Source organism: Billgrantia sulfidoxydans (assembly GCF_017868775.1).
Classification (GTDB): domain Bacteria; phylum Pseudomonadota; class Gammaproteobacteria; order Pseudomonadales; family Halomonadaceae; genus Halomonas; species Halomonas sulfidoxydans.
The window spans coordinates 631670-647029 of sequence record NZ_CP053381.1 but is presented as its reverse complement, the minus strand read 5'-3'; the positions used below and the strand labels follow the sequence as shown (position 1 = coordinate 647029).

The window sequence follows — 15360 nt, the reverse complement described above, 5'->3', positions numbered from 1 at the left end:
ACGTCTTTCTCCCGTATTAACCGGTCGCCCTTCAGGGCGATTGTTGTCGCAGGTTCATGTTCTGCTCAATGGCGGTCAGCGCCTCGAGCTTTTCGGAGAGTTCGGCATTCTCTCGCTGCAAGGAGACCACCTGGGCGCGGGCATCCGTGCTCTGGTTGGCCAGGGAGCGCCGCCCTTCCAGCTCGTTGCGCCAGTAGCGCAGCAGCGGCTGCAGGTCGGCCGGGGCGGCATGCGTGTGCTCCTGGTAGAGCTCCGCCGCCTGGCGCCATTCCCGCTCGCTGCCCCAGGCCAAGGCCACGGCCCGCGCCAGCTCGCGCTCGGCCTCGCTCCTGTCGTGGGCGGCGTCCAGCTCGTTGAGCGCCTGGCGGCGCCACTCGCTATCGCCGCGCTGCGAGGCCAGCCCGTACGCCACCCAGTTGGGCAGCAGGCAGGCCTCGTTCTCGAACGTCGGCTCCCCACCCCGGCAGCCGGCCGCCTGAGGCGCTTCCGGCTCGGTGCCAAGCCCGCCTTGATCGGGCAGGTACTGGCAGCCGCCCATCAACAGGATCAGTCCGCCAGCACCGAACACCTTCTTTGCACAGCCTTTTTTTCTTACCCGCATCGTTCATCGCTCCTTGCGTTGATGCCCACTTCGACGGGCTCAATCTTATTGTTTTCCGTGGTCAAGGGAAGCGCCTGGCGCGGAAGCGTCAGGCGGAAACACACATCGAAATCGCGATCCTCGAGCAGCACCAGGCTGCCGTTCTGGATGCGTGCGCAGTCGGCGGCCACCGAGAGCCCGATGCCGGAGCCCTTGAGCGGCCCCTTGCGCCGCGACCGGCCCTGGTAGAACGGCTCGAACAGGCGCGCGCGGTCGTGCTCGGCGATGGGCTCGCCGGTGTTGGCCACGTCGAGGATCAGGTGCTCGCGCCCGGCATGGGCGCGAATCATCAGCTCGCCGCCGTCCTCGCCGTAGGCGATGGCGTTGGAGACCAGGTTGTCGAGAATGCGCCCCACCGCGGTACGGTCGACCACCCACTCCAGCGGGCCATCGAAGGCGATGACGCGCATGCCCTTGTTCTCCAGCGCCAGGCGGTGCTTGGACAGCGTGGTCTTGACCAGCGTGGCGAGGTCCACCCGCTCGAGGCTGATGCGCTGGTTGTGCTGCAGCAGGTTGTAGTCGAGCAGCTGCTCGATCAGCCGCTGCAGCTCGCGGCCGCTGGCATCGATCAGCGTCAGGATCTCGCGCTGGCGGGGGCTCAGCTCGCCGGCCACGCCGTCGGCCAGCAGCGCCGAGCCCTCGCGTACGCTGGCCAGCGGGGTCTTGAGTTCATGCGACATGTGGCGCAGGAACTGCTGCTTCTGGGCCTCGAGGTCGCTGAGCCGGGTCGACAGCCAGTCGAGCCGGTCGCCGAGCTGCACCAGCTCGGCGGGCCCCTGGATGGTATCGCGGTCATTGGTCTCCACGCCGCTGCCGATGCTGAGAATGCGCCGCTCGAGCTGGCGCACCGGGCGGATGATCAGCCAGCTGAACAGCAGCATGAGCAGCAGGCTGGCGGAAACCAGCGCCGTGGTCTGCAACCACAGCCGCGACTGTACCGCTTCCGCCCGCGCACTGATCATCTCGATGCTGGCGTCGATCTGGCGATTGGTGGCGCGGCGCATCGCCTCGGTATGCTCGGCGAACGGCACGAACAGCGACAGCCAGACCTCCAGCGCGTCGGCGTCCAGTTCCGGCAGCTGCGACAGCAGCAGCAGCTGCTCCTCCAGCGCCAGCACGTCGGGGTCGTTCGGCAGGAAGCGGCGCTGCTGCGCCAGCAGTTCCTGGAACTCGCCGTGACGCTCGGCATACAGATCGAGCAGACTCTCCTGCTCGAGCACCGCATACTGGCGCGCGCTGCGCTCCATCTCGACGGCCAGGCTGCTCAACACCCGGGCACGCCGGCTCTCTTCCACCGCCTGGCGAGCGCTCACATCCGCCAGGCGAGACAGTTCGGACAAGGCCTGACCGGCCTGGTACATCAGGATTCCCAACGGCAGCATCACTACCAGGAACGCCAGCAGCACGAGCTGCAGCAATGAGCGTGGACGCCAGCGGCGCGAGACCCGTTTGGTCATGACCAATGTTCTATTCAGGAGAGGAAAAGGGACCACCATGGTACGTTCCTGAAGGATAACAGAGTTCCACGCTCGGCTACTGCCCCGTCACAACCCCCCGGAAAAAAAAGAGGCCGGCTAAGTGCCGGCCCAATACGCAGGGAACTGAAGGGGTTGAAAATATGGGCATCGTTCGCCTGGTCGAGCCATGACCCATACTTTCAGCGGACCCGAGGGTCCCGAAGCCCCATTACCGACGCTGTGCCACCAGGAGCCGTCGGTACGGGCGGGCAGCGAACCGCCCTGCTTCGTCCTTTGGCGCCACCGCTGCGAGATGTTCAGCAGCGCTGGCCCGAAATTCGATCCCCCGAAGGGGATGAGGCATCCTTGCCGGGGCATCCTTGCCCTTCTGGTACCGTTCCATGCCTGTCGGCGGCACCCGTCTCATCGCAACCTAAGTTACACATCGCGGAGCGAACGTTTATCGTCGTGATGCCCGGGTCGCACAGGGCATGGGGGGGGGTGGTGGTCCCCGAGCCTCTCGACGATCCGAAGTGATTCGAGCCGTTTGAATCACTTCTTTCGTTGCTCACCTAGTATAGTGCCAATAGCGTGCCAGGAATCTTTATACGTCTTTAAATTCAGGGTGTTAAAACGCACTGTGAAGTGGCATGCCGCCACCCTGCGGTAAAACCGAGATGAAAAGCGAGTGACGGCGCCACTTTTCGTCATCGATTGGAGACACCCTTTCGAACGATCCCCCGCTGCGCTATAGAAAACAATGCGTTGCCTTGTTGCCTTTTGGAGACAACCGCGAAGGCGGCGTTGCCCCAAAGCGACAGCCACCGCCCGAAACAGGGTCCAGAGCGGCGGCGGGCCCAGGAGCCAGCCTGTATCAGGCGCTGATACGGGCCCCTCAGCCGAGCGGTTTGACGAGGATCTTCGACTTGCGGGCGTGGTTGTAGGTGTCGCGACGCAGCGTGGGCAGCGAATCGATGTCCGAGGGACGGAAGCCGTGCTCGACGAACCAGTGGGCGGTGTGGGTGGTCAGCACGAACAGCGCGTTGAGCCCGAGCCGGCGCGCGCGGCGCTCGACGCCGGACAGCAGCAGGGTGCCCCGCGCCCCACCGCGGTAGTCGACGTGGATGGCCAGGCAGGCCAGCTCGCCCATCTCGGCCTCGGCGAAGCAGTGCAGCGCCGCACAGCCGATGATCATGCCGTCGCGCTCGATCACCAGGTAGTCGTCGATCTCGTGCTCCAGGCGCTCGCGCGAGCGCGGCACCAGCATGCCACGGCGCTCCAGCGGCTCGAGCAGTTCCAGCAGGCCGGCGATGTCGCCGAGCTCGGCCGGGCGCAGCTGCTCGTAGCGGTGCCGGGTGATCATGGTGCCGACGCCATCGCGGGTGAACAGCTCGCCCAGCAGGGCGTCATGATCCTGCCACGAGAGCAGGTGCGTGCGTGCCACGCCGTGGCGCGCCGCGGCGCAGGCGGCGGCGATGTGGCGCGCCTGCTCGCAGCCCGCCTCGATCTGGCTCAGCAGCGGCTCGGCTTCGGCGGGCGTCAGCTGGCGCTGCAGGGCGCCATTCTCATCGTACAGCCCGGCCGCCTCGCCCAGCAGGATCAGCTTGTCGGCGGACAGCGCCATGGCCGCGTGCTGGGCCACTTCGGCGGCGTCCAGGTCAAACACCTCGCCGGTGCTGGAGAAGCCCAGCGGCGGCAGCAGCACCAGCGAGCCACGATCGAGCAGCCCCTGCACCGCCGATACCCGCACCCGGCGCACCTCGCCGCTGTGGTCGTAGTCGACGCCTTCGCGCACGCCCAGCGGTTTGGCCATCACCAGGTTGCCGGAGACCGCGGTCAGCTCGACCCCGTGCAGCGGCGTGTTGGGCAGGCCCAGCGATAGCCGCGCCTCGAGCCACAGGCGCTGCTCGGCGGCGACCCGCTCGACGCAGGCCATGATCGCCTCGTCGGCCACCCAGCGCCCGTCATGGCGCCGCGGCTCGATGCCGGCGTCGCTCAGCGCCTGCTCCACCTGGGGGCGGATGCCGAACACCACGACCAGCCGCACGCCGAGGGTATGCAGCAACGCCAAGTCCTGGATCAGCTGCTCGCCTCGTCCTCGCGCCATGGCCTCGCCCTCGATCAGGATCACGAAGGTTCGGCCCCGGTGTGCATTGATGTAGGGGGAGGAATTGCGGAACCAGTCGACGAAGGGGAAACGAGTGTCCAAGGCCGCTCTCCGGCAGCAGATGAAAGGAAGGGTGTATCGGCTTCGACTATATCAGAGCGACGAAAACGGCGGCACCACTGTTGTGGTACCGCCGTTTCGGGCTTCGGGCTTCGGGCTTCGGGCTTCGGGCTTCGGGCTTCGGGCTTCGGGCTTCGGGCTTCGGGCTTCGGGCTTCGGGCTTCGGGAAGATTATGCTCCTTCCCTAGCTCGTGGCTCGTGGCTCGTGGCTCGTGGCTCGTGGCTCGTGGCTCGTGGCTCGTGGATTGTCCTTACCCGAAGATTCCCTTGAACATGAAGAAGAACAGTATAGCCAGGCCCGCCCCGGCCGGCAGAGTGATCAGCCACGACATCGCGATGGTGCCGATCACGCGCAGGTTGAGCGCCGCCATGCCGCGGGCGAGGCCGACGCCGAGCACCGCGCCCACCAGGGTGTGGGTGGTGGAGATCGGCAGCCCGGTGCCCGAGGCCAGCACCACGGTCAGCGCCGCGGCCAGGGTGGCGGCGAAGCCGCGGCTAGGGGTCAGCTCGGTGATGCCGGTGCCGACCGTGGCGATGACCTTGTGGCCGTAGGTCACCAGGCCCACCACGATACCGCCGCCGCCCAGCACCAGCACCCACCAGGGCACCAGCGCCGAGGCCCCGATGGTGCCGCCGTGCTCGACGACGCTGATCACCGCCGCCAGCGGGCCGACGGCGTTGGCCACGTCGTTGGAGCCGTGGGCGAAGGCCATGGCGCAGGCGGTGAAGATCATCAGCACCCCGAACACCCGCTCGACCCCGGTGAAACCGAAGTGGTCGCTCTGGCGGCTGCCGGCCTGCACACGCCGCTCCATCCAGCCGCCCAGCGCCATCATGCCGAGGCCGAACAGCAGCGAGAGCAGGAAATTGGTGCCGAAGCCCAGGTTCAGGCCCAGGTGCTTGAGCCCCTTGGTGAGGGTCACCATGCAGATGGCGAAGCCGACCAGCAGCACGTAGAACGGCACGTAGCGCTTGGCCGCGGCGAACGGGTCCTTGGCCTCGAAGATCAGGTGCTGGACCGACTTGAACAGGGTGAAGGCGATGACGCCCGACAGCAGCGGCGACACCACCCAGCTGGCGGCGATCTGCCCCACCTTTGCCCAGCCCACGGCATCGATGCCGAGCCCCGCCAGGGCGAAGCCGACGATGGCGCCGACGATGGAGTGCGTGGTCGACACCGGCCAGCCCTTCATCGAGGCCACCAGCAGCCAGGTCCCGGCGGCCAGCAGCGAGGCCAGCATGCCGTAGATCAGCAGTTGGGGGTCGTTCTGCAGCGAGGCGGGGTCGATGATGCCCTTGCGGATGGTCTGGGTGACCTCGCCGCCGGCAAGCCAGGCGCCGAGGAACTCGAAGATCACGGCGATGAAGATCGCCTGCTTGATGGTGATCGCCCTGGAGCCGACCGAGGTACCCATGGCGTTGGCGACGTCGTTGGCGCCGACGCCCCAGGCCATGAAGAAGCCGAAGAGGCAGGCCAGGATGATGAAGGTATTCGCGTGCTCTGCAATGATCGACATAGGGGGTTGGATCCTATGTGGCTGTCAGGTTGAGAGGGCATGCCCCGGCCAGGCCGGGCGGCGATGCCCTACCGGGCAGTGAGAATCTGGAGACGGCTGCCGACGCGCTCGGCGCGATCGGAAAGCTCGCCGACCCAGTCGATGATCTTGTAGAGAAAGACCACGTCTACCGGCTTGAGCCTGTCTTCGAGGTCGAAGAGCTGGCGGCGAATGGCGATCTGCTGCTGGTCGGCCTGCTGTTCGAGGATGTGCAGCTCGCGGATCAGGTTCTGCATCACGTCGGAGACATGCCGGCCGAAGCCCGATTCCAGCAGGTCCTGGAGTTCCTCCAGCGCCTGGCGCGCCTGGGCGACGCAGGCCACGGCGGTGTGCATGTAGTCGCGCATGGGCTGGGCCAGCTCATCGGGCACCCGCATGCGGCGGCCGAGCATGATCCCGGTGATGTCGCGCACCTTGTTGGCGATCTTGTCCTGGACGCTGATCAGGTCGAGCAGATCGCTGCGGGAAACGGGCAGGAACAGGGTGTTGGGCAGGTTGAGGCGCAGTTCGGTCTTGAGGCTGTCGGCCTCGTGCTCCAGCTGCGTGATGGTCTCGCGGACCCTGGCGGCCTCGTCCCAGTCACCGGCAAGCGATGCCTCGAAGAAGGGCAGCAGCTGGTCGGCACACTCGTTGGACTTGGCGATATGGGCCAGCAGTGGCTGGAACGGCGAACGGCCGAACATCGCCGAAAACGGGTTGGTTTTGACCATGGCGTTTTAATGCGCTTGTGGAATGGCGGCGCCAGTATAAAGAATGGCACCCTGTCACGTCATCGAAATATTTGATCCCACGATAGTTCCTGACACGTACTCACACCAGTCATATAGCAGGAAGAGGCATGAGCGAAGAGATCGAGATGAAACTGGCCCTTGGCGAAACGGGGCCGGAACGCCTGCTGCAGCACCCCTTCCTGCGCGGCGGAGTGGACGAGGCCCAGCGCCTGGCGAACACCTACTTCGACACGCCCGAAGGCGACCTCGAGGCCGCACGCATGGCGCTGCGCCTGCGTCGCCGTGACGAGCGCTGGGTGCAGACGCTCAAGACCAGCGGTGAGGGCAGCGGCGGCTTCAGCCGGCGGCGCGAGTGGGAGTGGCCGGTGGCGTCGGGCAGCCTCGACCGCGCCGGGCTTGCCGCCCTGCCCCCCGTGGCCGCGCTGGGAGAAGAGGTACTGGCACGGCTCGAGCCGCGCTTCTCCACCGACTTCGAGCGCCGGGCCTGGCGCCTGGAGCTGGCCGAGGCCAGCATCGAGGTGGCGCTGGACCAGGGCGAGATTCGTGCCGCCGGCCGCCGCGTGCCGATCCACGAACTGGAGCTGGAACTCAAGGATGGCGACCCGCAGGCGCTGTGGAGCCTGGCGCTGGCCTTCGCCGAGACGGTCCCCCTGCGCCCCGCCGAGGCCAGCAAGGCCGTTCGCGGCAGTGCCCTGCTCAGCGGCCGCTGGACGCTGCCGCAAGGCTCGGCTGATGGCGAGCGGCTGCGGCGTGCATTGCTGGCCCTGGATGCCTGGACCGATACCGGCGACGATGAGTGGAAGGCCACGGCCAGGCAGGCGCTGCTGGCGATTGCCGCCGACGGTGACGGCGACGCCGGCACCCTCGCCGCCAGGCTGCAGCGGCGCGATTGGCTCGACGTGGATTTCGGCCGCGTGGCCGTGCGCCTGGCGCATCGCCTGGCACCTTAGGCGCCCCAACAGAACCGCTTCAGGGAGCAAAGGAATGAGCGAGCCGTTTCGGCCGGGTGGCGACGGGGTACGCACCCGGCTGTTCCAGATCATCTTCGAATCCGACACGCCGCTGGCCAAGGGCTTCGACATCGCCCTGATCGCGGTGATCCTGGCCAGCGTGGCGATCGTGCTCCTGGACAGCATCGCCGCCTGGGAAGCCGCCTATGGGGAGTGGTTCTACTGGCTGGAGTGGGGCTTCACGCTGATCTTCACCGTCGAGCTGGCGCTGCGCGTCTACTGCCTTGAGAAACCCTGGCGCTATCTGCGCAGCTTCTACGGCATCGTCGACGTGCTCGCCGTGCTGCCCACCTGGCTGATGCTGATCCTGCCCGGCAGCTGGGAAACGCTGGTGATCGTGCGCCTGCTGCGGGTGCTGCGGATCTTCCGCGTGCTGCGCCTGATGCAGTTCGTCAGCGAGAGCCGCCTGCTGCTGGATGCCCTCCGGCGCAGCGTACGTCAGATCATCCTGTTCTTCTTCAGCATTTTCATGGTGGTGACGATCTTCGCCGCCGTGATGTACACCATCGAATCGCCCGAGGCGGGCTTCACCAGCATCCCGATGTCGATCTACTGGGCCATCGTCAGCCTGACCACGGTGGGCTATGGCGATATCGTGCCGATGACCTCGCTGGGCAAGGCGATCACCGTCATGCTGATGCTGATCGGCTACTCGATCATTGCGGTGCCCACCGGGGTGTTCTCGGCGCAGGTGATCCGCGCCATCCGCGAAGAGCGCTACTCCGACGAGGCCTGCCCCGGCTGCGGTCATGACAAGCATGAGCGGCGCGCCCGCTACTGCCTACTGTGCGGCACCTGGCTCGATGAGACCTCGGCGGACCCTCGCCTCGCCGCCGCAGGACGCTACGGCGAACCGGGGTCGGACGAGTGATTCGCCCAGGCTATGCCTGGAACGGCGCCAGGTCGCCGCGCCCCTCGCGCACGACGGTCGGCGGCAGCTCGCGCAGGTCGATCACGCTGGTGGCCTCCAGGTGGCAGGCGCCGCCGTCGATGATCAGGTCCAGGTGGGCGCCGTAGCGCTCGCGGATCTCCTCCGCATCGGTCATCGGCAGCGCTTCACCCACCGGGATCAGGGTCACGCTCATCAGCGGTTCGCCCAGGGCCTCGAGCAGGGCGTGGGTGATGCGATGATCGGGCACGCGCACGCCGATGGAGCGCCGCTTGGGGTGCAGCAGCAGGCGTGGCACCTCAGAGGTGGCGTTGAGGATGAAGGTGTAGGCGCCCGGGGTGTTGGCCTTGAGCAGGCGGAACACGCTGTTGTCGACCTTGGCGTAGGTGCCGATGTCGGAGAGGTCGGAGCACACCAGGGTGAAGTTGTGCTTGTCGTCCAGCGAACGCAGCCACTTGATCTTCTCGATCGCCTTCTTGTCCCCCAGATGGCAGCCCAGGGCATAGCCGGAGTCGGTGGGGTAGGCAACCACCCCGCCCTGGCGCACGATCTGCACCGCCTGGTCGATCAGCCGCTTCTGCGGGTTTTCCGGGTGAATCTGGAAGAACTGACTCATGCACGGGCTCCCTGTCGTGTTGGATGCATGCCGCCCACTATAGCGCGCCGGAGGCGGACGCGTCGCAGCCCGCCGCGACGACACCGGCCAGCAGCGGATGGGTCCACACCGGCGGCACGGCGGTGCGCGGTGGCGGGCTCATGCTGCCCGGCGCCAGGTGACCGCCGGGGAAGTGGAAGTCGCTGCCGAGCGAGGCATGCAGCGCCCGCTCGTCGAGCTGGCGGGCCAGGTCGCGGGTCACGTCGGCGTTCTGGAAGCCGCTGACCAGCTCGGCGGCCTGGCCGCCGGCGGCGATGAAGTCGTCCAGCAGCTGCCCGCGCTTGCGTCGGGTCAGCCCGTAGCGCAGGGGATGCGCCAGCACCGCCACGCCGCCCGCCTCGACCACCCAGCCCACCACTTCGGCCAGGGCCGGCCAGTGCGCCTTGACGTCGCCCGCCTTGCCGCTGCCGAGATGCTTGCGGAACGCCGTGGCCATGTCGGGCACCAGCCCCGCCGCCACCAGCGCCCGGGCGAAGTCCGGCCGCCCCAGGGGGCGATGGGGGCCGGCCTGCTCGCGGGCTCGGGCCAGGGCGTCGTCGAGCCCGAGCTTCTCCATGCGCCCGGCGATCTCCTCGGCGCGGGCCTCCCGCGCCCGGGCCTGGGCTTCGAGCCCCTCGGCGAGCGCCCCGCGGGCCCCCTGCGGCAGCAACCCCACCACGTGGATGCCGACCCCGTGCCAGCGGGTCGAGAGCTCCGTCGCCGGCAGCAGGCTCACACCCAGGCGGATGGCCGCCTCGCCGGCCTCGGCCACGCCGGCCACGGTGTCGTGATCGGTCAGCGCCATCAGCCTCACCCCGCGCGCGGCACACAGGGCCACGACCTCGGCGGGCGCCAGGGCACCGTCCGAGGCGGTGGAGTGCATGTGGAGATCGACCCCCAGGGGAGCGGAATCGCCTTCGAAGCGCGCGGGCAGGGAGGGCTGTGGCATGACGCAGGCAGGCAACTTTGTCAAAATGATGGCCCATGGTGCGCGCCCGGCGACGGTCGGTCAACGCACGCTTTGAGTCTGCGGAGATACCGCGCTTGCCAGAGGAAACGCTGCGATGCTGTACGCAATCATCAGTGAAGACGTGAAGAACAGCCTGGAGCGCCGCCTGGCCGCCCGCCCCGACCATTTGGCCCGCCTGGAGAAGCTGCGGGACGAGGGCCGCCTGGTGCTGGCCGGCCCGCACCCCGCGGTGGATGCCGAGAACCCCGGCGATGCCGGCTTCAGCGGCAGCTTGGTGGTGGCCGAGTTCGACAGCCTCGAGACCGCCCGGGCCTGGGCCGACGCCGACCCCTACATGATCGCCGGGGTCTACGCCAAGGCGACGGTGAAGCCGTTCAAGAAAGTGCTGCCGTGAAGGCCGAATAACAACTCCCGCAACACCTCCCCGACGGGAACGTTTATCCACAGAGGTTTTGCTCACAGCTTCTGTGGATAACGCTGTTGAAACGCCGCGGATGGTCGTCGAGATCCACCATGCCATGCCGTCACGGCGCCATCGATCATTTTTTGAGCAGCTTACCGTTCGTGGAGATGTCAGTGTCCTATCCTTCCCTTCCGCCGCTGGCCGGTCTCGAACCCGCACGCCTCGACTGGCTGAGCGACGACACCGGCGAGCACGCGCCGCACTCGACGCAGTTCGACGACGTCTACTTCTCGCGCCACGACGGCCGCGCCGAGACCGAGCATGTCTTTCTCGCCGGCAACGACCTGCCGCGGCGCCTGGCCGCCTGGCGCGAACGACGGCCCTTCACCATCGGCGAGACCGGCTTCGGCACCGGACTCAACATGCTCTGCGCCTGGGCCTGCTTCGACGCACACGCCCCGGCCGGCGCGCGGCTGCACCTGGTCTCCACCGAGCGCTATCCGCTCACCCGGGACGACCTGGCCCGGGCGCTGGCCGCCTGGCCCGACCTGGCCCGGCGCGCCGAGCGGCTGGTGAGCCAGTGGCCCGAGCCGGTGGCCGGCGTGCACCGGCTATGGCTCGACGAGCGCGTGACGCTGGACCTCCACTTCGGCGACGCCACCAAGCGCCTCGCCCTGCTCGAAGGCCAGGTGGATGCCTGGTTCCTCGACGGCTTCGCCCCGGCCAAGAATCCCGAGATGTGGCAAAACGAGCTGTTCGCCGCCATGGCCGCCCGTTCGCGGCCGGGGGCGACCTTCGCCACCTTCACCTGCGCCGGGGTGGTCAAGCGCGGCCTGGCCGCGGCCGGCTTCGCCTGGCGCAAGGTGCCGGGCTTCGGCCGCAAGCGCGAAATGCTGGCCGGCGAGATCGCCGCGCCGCCCGCCGACACCCGCCGTGGACAGACGCCCTGGTTCACTCCGCCGGCGCCGCGCCCGCCGCGCCGCGTGGCGGTGATCGGCGCCGGTATCGCCGGTGCCAGCACCGCCGCCGCCCTGGCCCGGCGCGGCATCGAGGTGACCCTGATCGATCGCCTCGACCGCGCCGAGCTGGGCGCCACGCACCTGCAGGGGGCGCTCTACGTCAAGCTCGCGGTGGAGACCAACCTGCAGAGCCGGGCCTACCTGGCCGGCCTGCTCCACAGCCGGCGCTGGCTGGCCCAGCTCGACCCGGATCAGTCGCTGTGGCGGCCCAGCGGCGTGCTGCAGCTGGCCCTGGACGAGAAGGAGCGACAGCGCCAGGCGCGCTTCCTGGCCAACCATTCGCTGCCTGAGAGCGTGGTGCGCGGCCTCGACGCCGAGGCGGCCAGCCGCGCGGCGGGAATACGGCTCGAGGCGCCGGCGCTGGATTATCCCGACGCCGCCTGGGTCAGGCCGCTGGAACTGTGCGTGCGCCTGGCCCAGACGCCCGGCGTCAGCTTCCGCCGCGGGGAAGTGACGGCGCTGCACGGCGACGCGGCGGGCTGGTCGCTGACCCTGGCCGATGGCGAGCGCATTGACGCCGACCAGGTGGTGATCGCCGCCGCCGGCGAGGCCGCCCGCTTCGCCCAGACGGCGGCGCTGCCGCTGCAGCCGGTGCGCGGCCAGGTCAGCCAGCTGGCCCTGCCCGAGGGCGCCCCGGCGCTGGGCCGCGTGGTGTGTGCCGGCGGCTACGTGCCGCCGCCGGCGGACGGCGTGCTCAACTTCGGCGCCACCTTCGCCCCGGGCGACACCGACCGGGCCGAGCGCGAGGCCGACCACGCCGCCAACCTGGCAGAGCTCGAGCGCGGGCTGCCGCATTTCGTGGCGGCGCTGCGCGAGGCCGGCGCCGCGCTCGCGCCCGAGCGGCTCACCGGGCGCGTGGGCGTTCGCGCAGCGAGCCCCGACAAGTCGCCCTACGCCGGGCCGGTGCCCGACGCCGAGGCCTGGCGCGAGGACTATGCCGTACTGGCCAAGGATGCCACCCGCATACCCGACGCTCCCGGCAGGCACCACGCGGGGCTGTGGATCAGCGCCGCCCACGGCTCGCGCGGCATGGCCAGTGCGCCGCTGTGCGCCGAGCTGATCGCCTCGCGGATGTGCGACGAGCCGCTGCCGCTGGAGTGGCCGCTGGTGGACCACCTGCACCCCGGGCGACGGGTCGTTCGCGACATCGTGCGCGGCGGCTAGGAGTCGCTGGGCAGGCGCTCCGCCTGGCGGCGGCCGACGAAGCGCGGCCCCGGCCGGCCCAGGTGGTAGCCCTGGCCGAAGTCGATGCCCAGCGCCCTCACGGCCTCGAGCACGGCCTCGTCCTCGATGAACTCGGCGACGGTGCTGACGCCGAGGCTCTGGGCCAGGGTGACGATGCTCTTGACGAAGGCCATGTAGGTCTCGTCGTCGAGCATGTTGCGGATGAACTCGCCTTCGATCTTGATCACGTCGATGGGGAACTGCTTGAGGTAGCGGAACGAGGAGTAGCCCGAGCCGAAGTCGTCGATGGCGAAGTTGAACCCCTCGAGCTTGAGGTCGTGCACGAACTTTTCCAGCAGCTTGAGGTTGCTCACCGTCTCGCGCTCGGTCAGTTCGAAGACGATGCGCTCCGGCAGGATGTCGTAGTCGATCGCCAGCTGATGGATGTGGCCGATGAACTCCCCTACGATCAGCGACTTGGGCGAGAGGTTGATGAACAGCATGCCCTCGTAGTGCTGCTCGCGAACCTGGGCGAAGGCCTTCTCGACCAGTTGGTAGTCCATCTTGTGGATCACGCCGATGCTCTCGGCGAGATCGATGAACTCGCCGGCCGGCACCAGGCGGTCGTCGAGCTGGATGCGCATCAGCAGCTCGTGGATATGCACCTCGCCGCTGGCCACGTTGGCGATGGGTTGGAAGTAGGGCACGATGCGCTGCTCCTCCAGCGCACTGAGCACCATCTGGTTCTTCTCGCCCACCTTGCGGAACACCTCCGCCACCTCCTCCCGTTCCGGCAGGGCCACGCAGTTCTTCCCCTGGCGCTTGGCCTTGTACATCATGTTGTCGGCCATCAGGAACAGGTCGTGGGGGTTCTCGGCGTGGTTGGGGTAGCTGGCGATGCCGATCGAGGTGGTGGCCCGCACCACGCTGCCGTCGGGCGCGGTGAGCACCTGGCCGGCCAGCTTGTCGGCGATGCGCAGCGCCACCGAGTAGGCCTGCTGCTCCTCGGTCTCGGGCAGGATCACGGTGAACTCGTCGCCGCCATAGCGCGCCAGGAAGTCGCCGGGGCGTACCGAGTGCGCCAGGGTATCGGCCACCGCGTGCAGGAACTGGTCGCCGAAGGCGTGACCGTGGCGGTCGTTGACCGTCTTGAAGTTGTCGAGATCGAGCATCAGCAGGCTGAAGTGGTCCTGGTGGCGCGTCGCCCGGCCCACCTCGTAGGCCAGCATGTCCTTGAAGATGCGCTGGTTGTACAGGCTGGTCAGGGGATCGCGGGTGGCGTAGTACTCGAGATCCTTGGTGTACTTGTAGATCGCCTTGACCGAGCCCACCAGGTTGAGCAGCGTCGACAGGATGCCGTCGATGACGATATGACGGATCGGGTCCTGGGCCAGGTCCGACTGCACGCCGATGCCGACGATGCCGCCGATCTTCGGCGCCTCGAGCAGCAGCGACTTGGTCTGCAGGCGGATATCCTCGGGTGTCAGCTGCGCCGCCAGCTCGCCTTCGCCATTGGTCATCACGGTATGGTGCAGGACCTTGAGGATGCTGCCCGCGGGCGGGTCCTCGTGGCGGCGCTCCAGCAGCTGGCTAAGCAGCGCCTCGAAGGTCTCGCGGGTCTCGGGGGCCACTTTGCGATACCAGAACACCTCCAGCTCGTAGCCCTCGTCCTCCACCTGGAAGATCGTCACCAGCGTATGCGCCTGGATGATGGTGTTGATGTCGGCCAGCAGTTCCTTGATGAACTCGCGCCAGTCGCGCACCACCTCCGAGGTGATGATGAACTTGCTCAGCAGGCGAATCTCGAACTCGAGGATATCCTTGTCCACCGCCACGTTCCTGAGCCGGTCGACCAGGGCATTGACCTGCTGCATGGCGATGTTGAGCTCCTGGAAGCGCACCTGGGTGTCGCTGACGTCGAGCTTGCGGAAGTCCTCGACCGAGTTGACCGCGGCAAGGCGGTCGCGGAACTGGTCGAGGGTGACCTGGATCCGCTCCGCGAACAGCTTCGACATGCCCAGCGCCAGCAGCAGAATCAACAGCGCGGCGACGATGAACAGGGCCAGGTAATTGAAGCGCATCTCGCGGCTGATCGGGGCCATGTCGCGCTGGATGTCGATCACCCCCAGCACGTCGCCGGTGGCCGCGTTCTGGTGGCAGGCGAGGCACTCCGGCCGCGCCACCAGCGGCATGACCCAGCGCACCGTGCCGTTCTCGCGCCACACCCGCTCGTTGCCCGTCTCGAGGGCGGAGCGAATGACGATGTCCAGGGGCGGCTGGTCGATCACCCCGTAGCGCTCCGAGACCCGCTCGCCGCGATAGAAGGTGAAGCGATAGCCGGCGCCGGCATGGGCGCGCTTGGTCTCGTCGATGAAGGCTTCCATCTCATCGCGGCTCCAGCCCTGGCGCATCACCTGCAGCATGGCGTTGAAGCTCTGCCGGGCCAGGGTCTCGGAGGTCTGCTCGGCCTGGCGCGCCAGGATGTTCTCATAGAGCAGCGACGAGACCAGGGTAACGCCGACGAAGACGGTCAACGAGGCAGAGAGGATCGCCACCAGCACGAAACCCTGGAGGGATCTCCAGCAGGCAAGACGAGAACGAACGTAGGCGAGCATTGCGATACTCAACGAGCGGGACGAGGCGCCGTTTCCCGTCCCTGG

Annotated in this window: 12 protein-coding genes; 4 read left to right on the top strand and 8 right to left on the bottom strand. The window is 67.9% G+C overall.

Going from position 1 to position 15360, the window contains the following annotated elements; all coding sequences use genetic code 11:
* Positions 1-31 precede the first annotated feature (31 nt).
* The 5 genes from HNO51_RS03035 to HNO51_RS03015 all read right to left on the bottom strand — a co-directional run bounded on the left by HNO51_RS03035 (position 32) and on the right by HNO51_RS03015 (position 6590).
* Positions 32-601, bottom strand: a complete 570-nt coding sequence (locus HNO51_RS03035) for a hypothetical protein (RefSeq protein ID WP_209538427.1) — start codon at positions 599-601, stop codon at positions 32-34.
* Positions 592-2097 carry a sensor histidine kinase gene (locus HNO51_RS03030; protein ID WP_209538426.1) on the bottom strand — a complete coding sequence of 502 codons (1506 nt, stop codon included), beginning with the start codon at positions 2095-2097 and terminating at the stop codon, positions 592-594. The genes HNO51_RS03035 and HNO51_RS03030 overlap by 10 nt, the downstream gene beginning before the upstream one ends.
* Before the next feature lie 895 nt (positions 2098-2992).
* Complete coding sequence (gene argA, locus HNO51_RS03025) at positions 2993-4306, bottom strand: amino-acid N-acetyltransferase (RefSeq protein ID WP_197449574.1); 1314 nt, start codon at positions 4304-4306, stop codon at positions 2993-2995.
* 269 nt (positions 4307-4575) lie between these two features.
* A complete protein-coding gene (locus HNO51_RS03020) occupies positions 4576-5841 on the bottom strand; it encodes an inorganic phosphate transporter (RefSeq protein WP_197449573.1) in 1266 nt (421 codons plus the stop codon).
* Between the two features lie 68 nt (positions 5842-5909).
* Positions 5910-6590, bottom strand: a complete 681-nt coding sequence (locus HNO51_RS03015; protein WP_197449572.1) for a TIGR00153 family protein — start codon at positions 6588-6590, stop codon at positions 5910-5912.
* 128 nt (positions 6591-6718) lie between these two features.
* Between HNO51_RS03015 and HNO51_RS03010 the strand changes: the two genes are divergently transcribed.
* On the top strand, positions 6719-7561 hold the full coding sequence (locus HNO51_RS03010; protein ID WP_209538425.1) for a CYTH domain-containing protein: 843 nt from the start codon (positions 6719-6721) through the stop codon (positions 7559-7561).
* Positions 7562-7595: 34 nt separating this feature from the next.
* Complete coding sequence (locus tag HNO51_RS03005; RefSeq protein WP_209538424.1) at positions 7596-8492, top strand: ion transporter; 897 nt, start codon at positions 7596-7598, stop codon at positions 8490-8492.
* A 10-nt stretch (positions 8493-8502) separates the two neighbouring features.
* Here the strand turns inward: HNO51_RS03005 and HNO51_RS03000 are convergent, their stop codons facing one another.
* On the bottom strand, positions 8503-9126 hold the full coding sequence (locus tag HNO51_RS03000) for an L-threonylcarbamoyladenylate synthase (protein WP_197449569.1): 624 nt from the start codon (positions 9124-9126) through the stop codon (positions 8503-8505).
* Positions 9127-9163: 37 nt separating this feature from the next.
* The gene (locus HNO51_RS02995; protein ID WP_209538423.1) at positions 9164-10093 is read right to left on the bottom strand and encodes a PHP domain-containing protein; all 930 of its coding nucleotides are present in this window, start codon (positions 10091-10093) and stop codon (positions 9164-9166) included.
* 115 nt (positions 10094-10208) lie between these two features.
* Between HNO51_RS02995 and HNO51_RS02990 the strand changes: the two genes are divergently transcribed.
* Both HNO51_RS02990 and mnmC read left to right on the top strand, forming a co-directional pair.
* The gene (locus HNO51_RS02990; RefSeq protein ID WP_197449567.1) at positions 10209-10508 is read left to right on the top strand and encodes a YciI family protein; all 300 of its coding nucleotides are present in this window, start codon (positions 10209-10211) and stop codon (positions 10506-10508) included.
* 176 nt (positions 10509-10684) lie between these two features.
* Positions 10685-12700, top strand: a complete 2016-nt coding sequence (gene mnmC, locus HNO51_RS02985; RefSeq protein ID WP_209538422.1) for a bifunctional tRNA (5-methylaminomethyl-2-thiouridine)(34)-methyltransferase MnmC2/FAD-dependent 5-carboxymethylaminomethyl-2-thiouridine(34) oxidoreductase MnmC1 — start codon at positions 10685-10687, stop codon at positions 12698-12700.
* On the opposite strand, the gene HNO51_RS02980 is transcribed toward mnmC, so the two are convergent.
* Entirely contained in the window at positions 12697-15315 is a 2619-nt protein-coding gene (locus HNO51_RS02980; RefSeq protein ID WP_209538421.1) for a putative bifunctional diguanylate cyclase/phosphodiesterase, read from the bottom strand. The genes mnmC and HNO51_RS02980 overlap by 4 nt on opposite strands.
* Positions 15316-15360 lie beyond the last annotated feature (45 nt).

Coding starts and splice junctions, on each gene's coding strand:
- HNO51_RS03035 (WP_209538427.1), bottom strand. CDS start 601: ATGCGGGTAAGAAAAAAAGGCTGTGCAAAGAAGGTGTTCGGTGCTGGC.
- HNO51_RS03030 (WP_209538426.1), bottom strand. CDS start 2,097: ATGACCAAACGGGTCTCGCGCCGCTGGCGTCCACGCTCATTGCTGCAG.
- HNO51_RS03020 (WP_197449573.1), bottom strand. CDS start 5,841: ATGTCGATCATTGCAGAGCACGCGAATACCTTCATCATCCTGGCCTGC.
- HNO51_RS03015 (WP_197449572.1), bottom strand. CDS start 6,590: ATGGTCAAAACCAACCCGTTTTCGGCGATGTTCGGCCGTTCGCCGTTC.
- HNO51_RS03010 (WP_209538425.1), top strand. CDS start 6,719: ATGAGCGAAGAGATCGAGATGAAACTGGCCCTTGGCGAAACGGGGCCG.
- HNO51_RS03005 (WP_209538424.1), top strand. CDS start 7,596: ATGAGCGAGCCGTTTCGGCCGGGTGGCGACGGGGTACGCACCCGGCTG.
- HNO51_RS03000 (WP_197449569.1), bottom strand. CDS start 9,126: ATGAGTCAGTTCTTCCAGATTCACCCGGAAAACCCGCAGAAGCGGCTG.
- HNO51_RS02995 (WP_209538423.1), bottom strand. CDS start 10,093: ATGCCACAGCCCTCCCTGCCCGCGCGCTTCGAAGGCGATTCCGCTCCC.
- HNO51_RS02990 (WP_197449567.1), top strand. CDS start 10,209: ATGCTGTACGCAATCATCAGTGAAGACGTGAAGAACAGCCTGGAGCGC.
- mnmC (WP_209538422.1), top strand. CDS start 10,685: ATGTCAGTGTCCTATCCTTCCCTTCCGCCGCTGGCCGGTCTCGAACCC.
- HNO51_RS02980 (WP_209538421.1), bottom strand. CDS start 15,315: ATGCTCGCCTACGTTCGTTCTCGTCTTGCCTGCTGGAGATCCCTCCAG.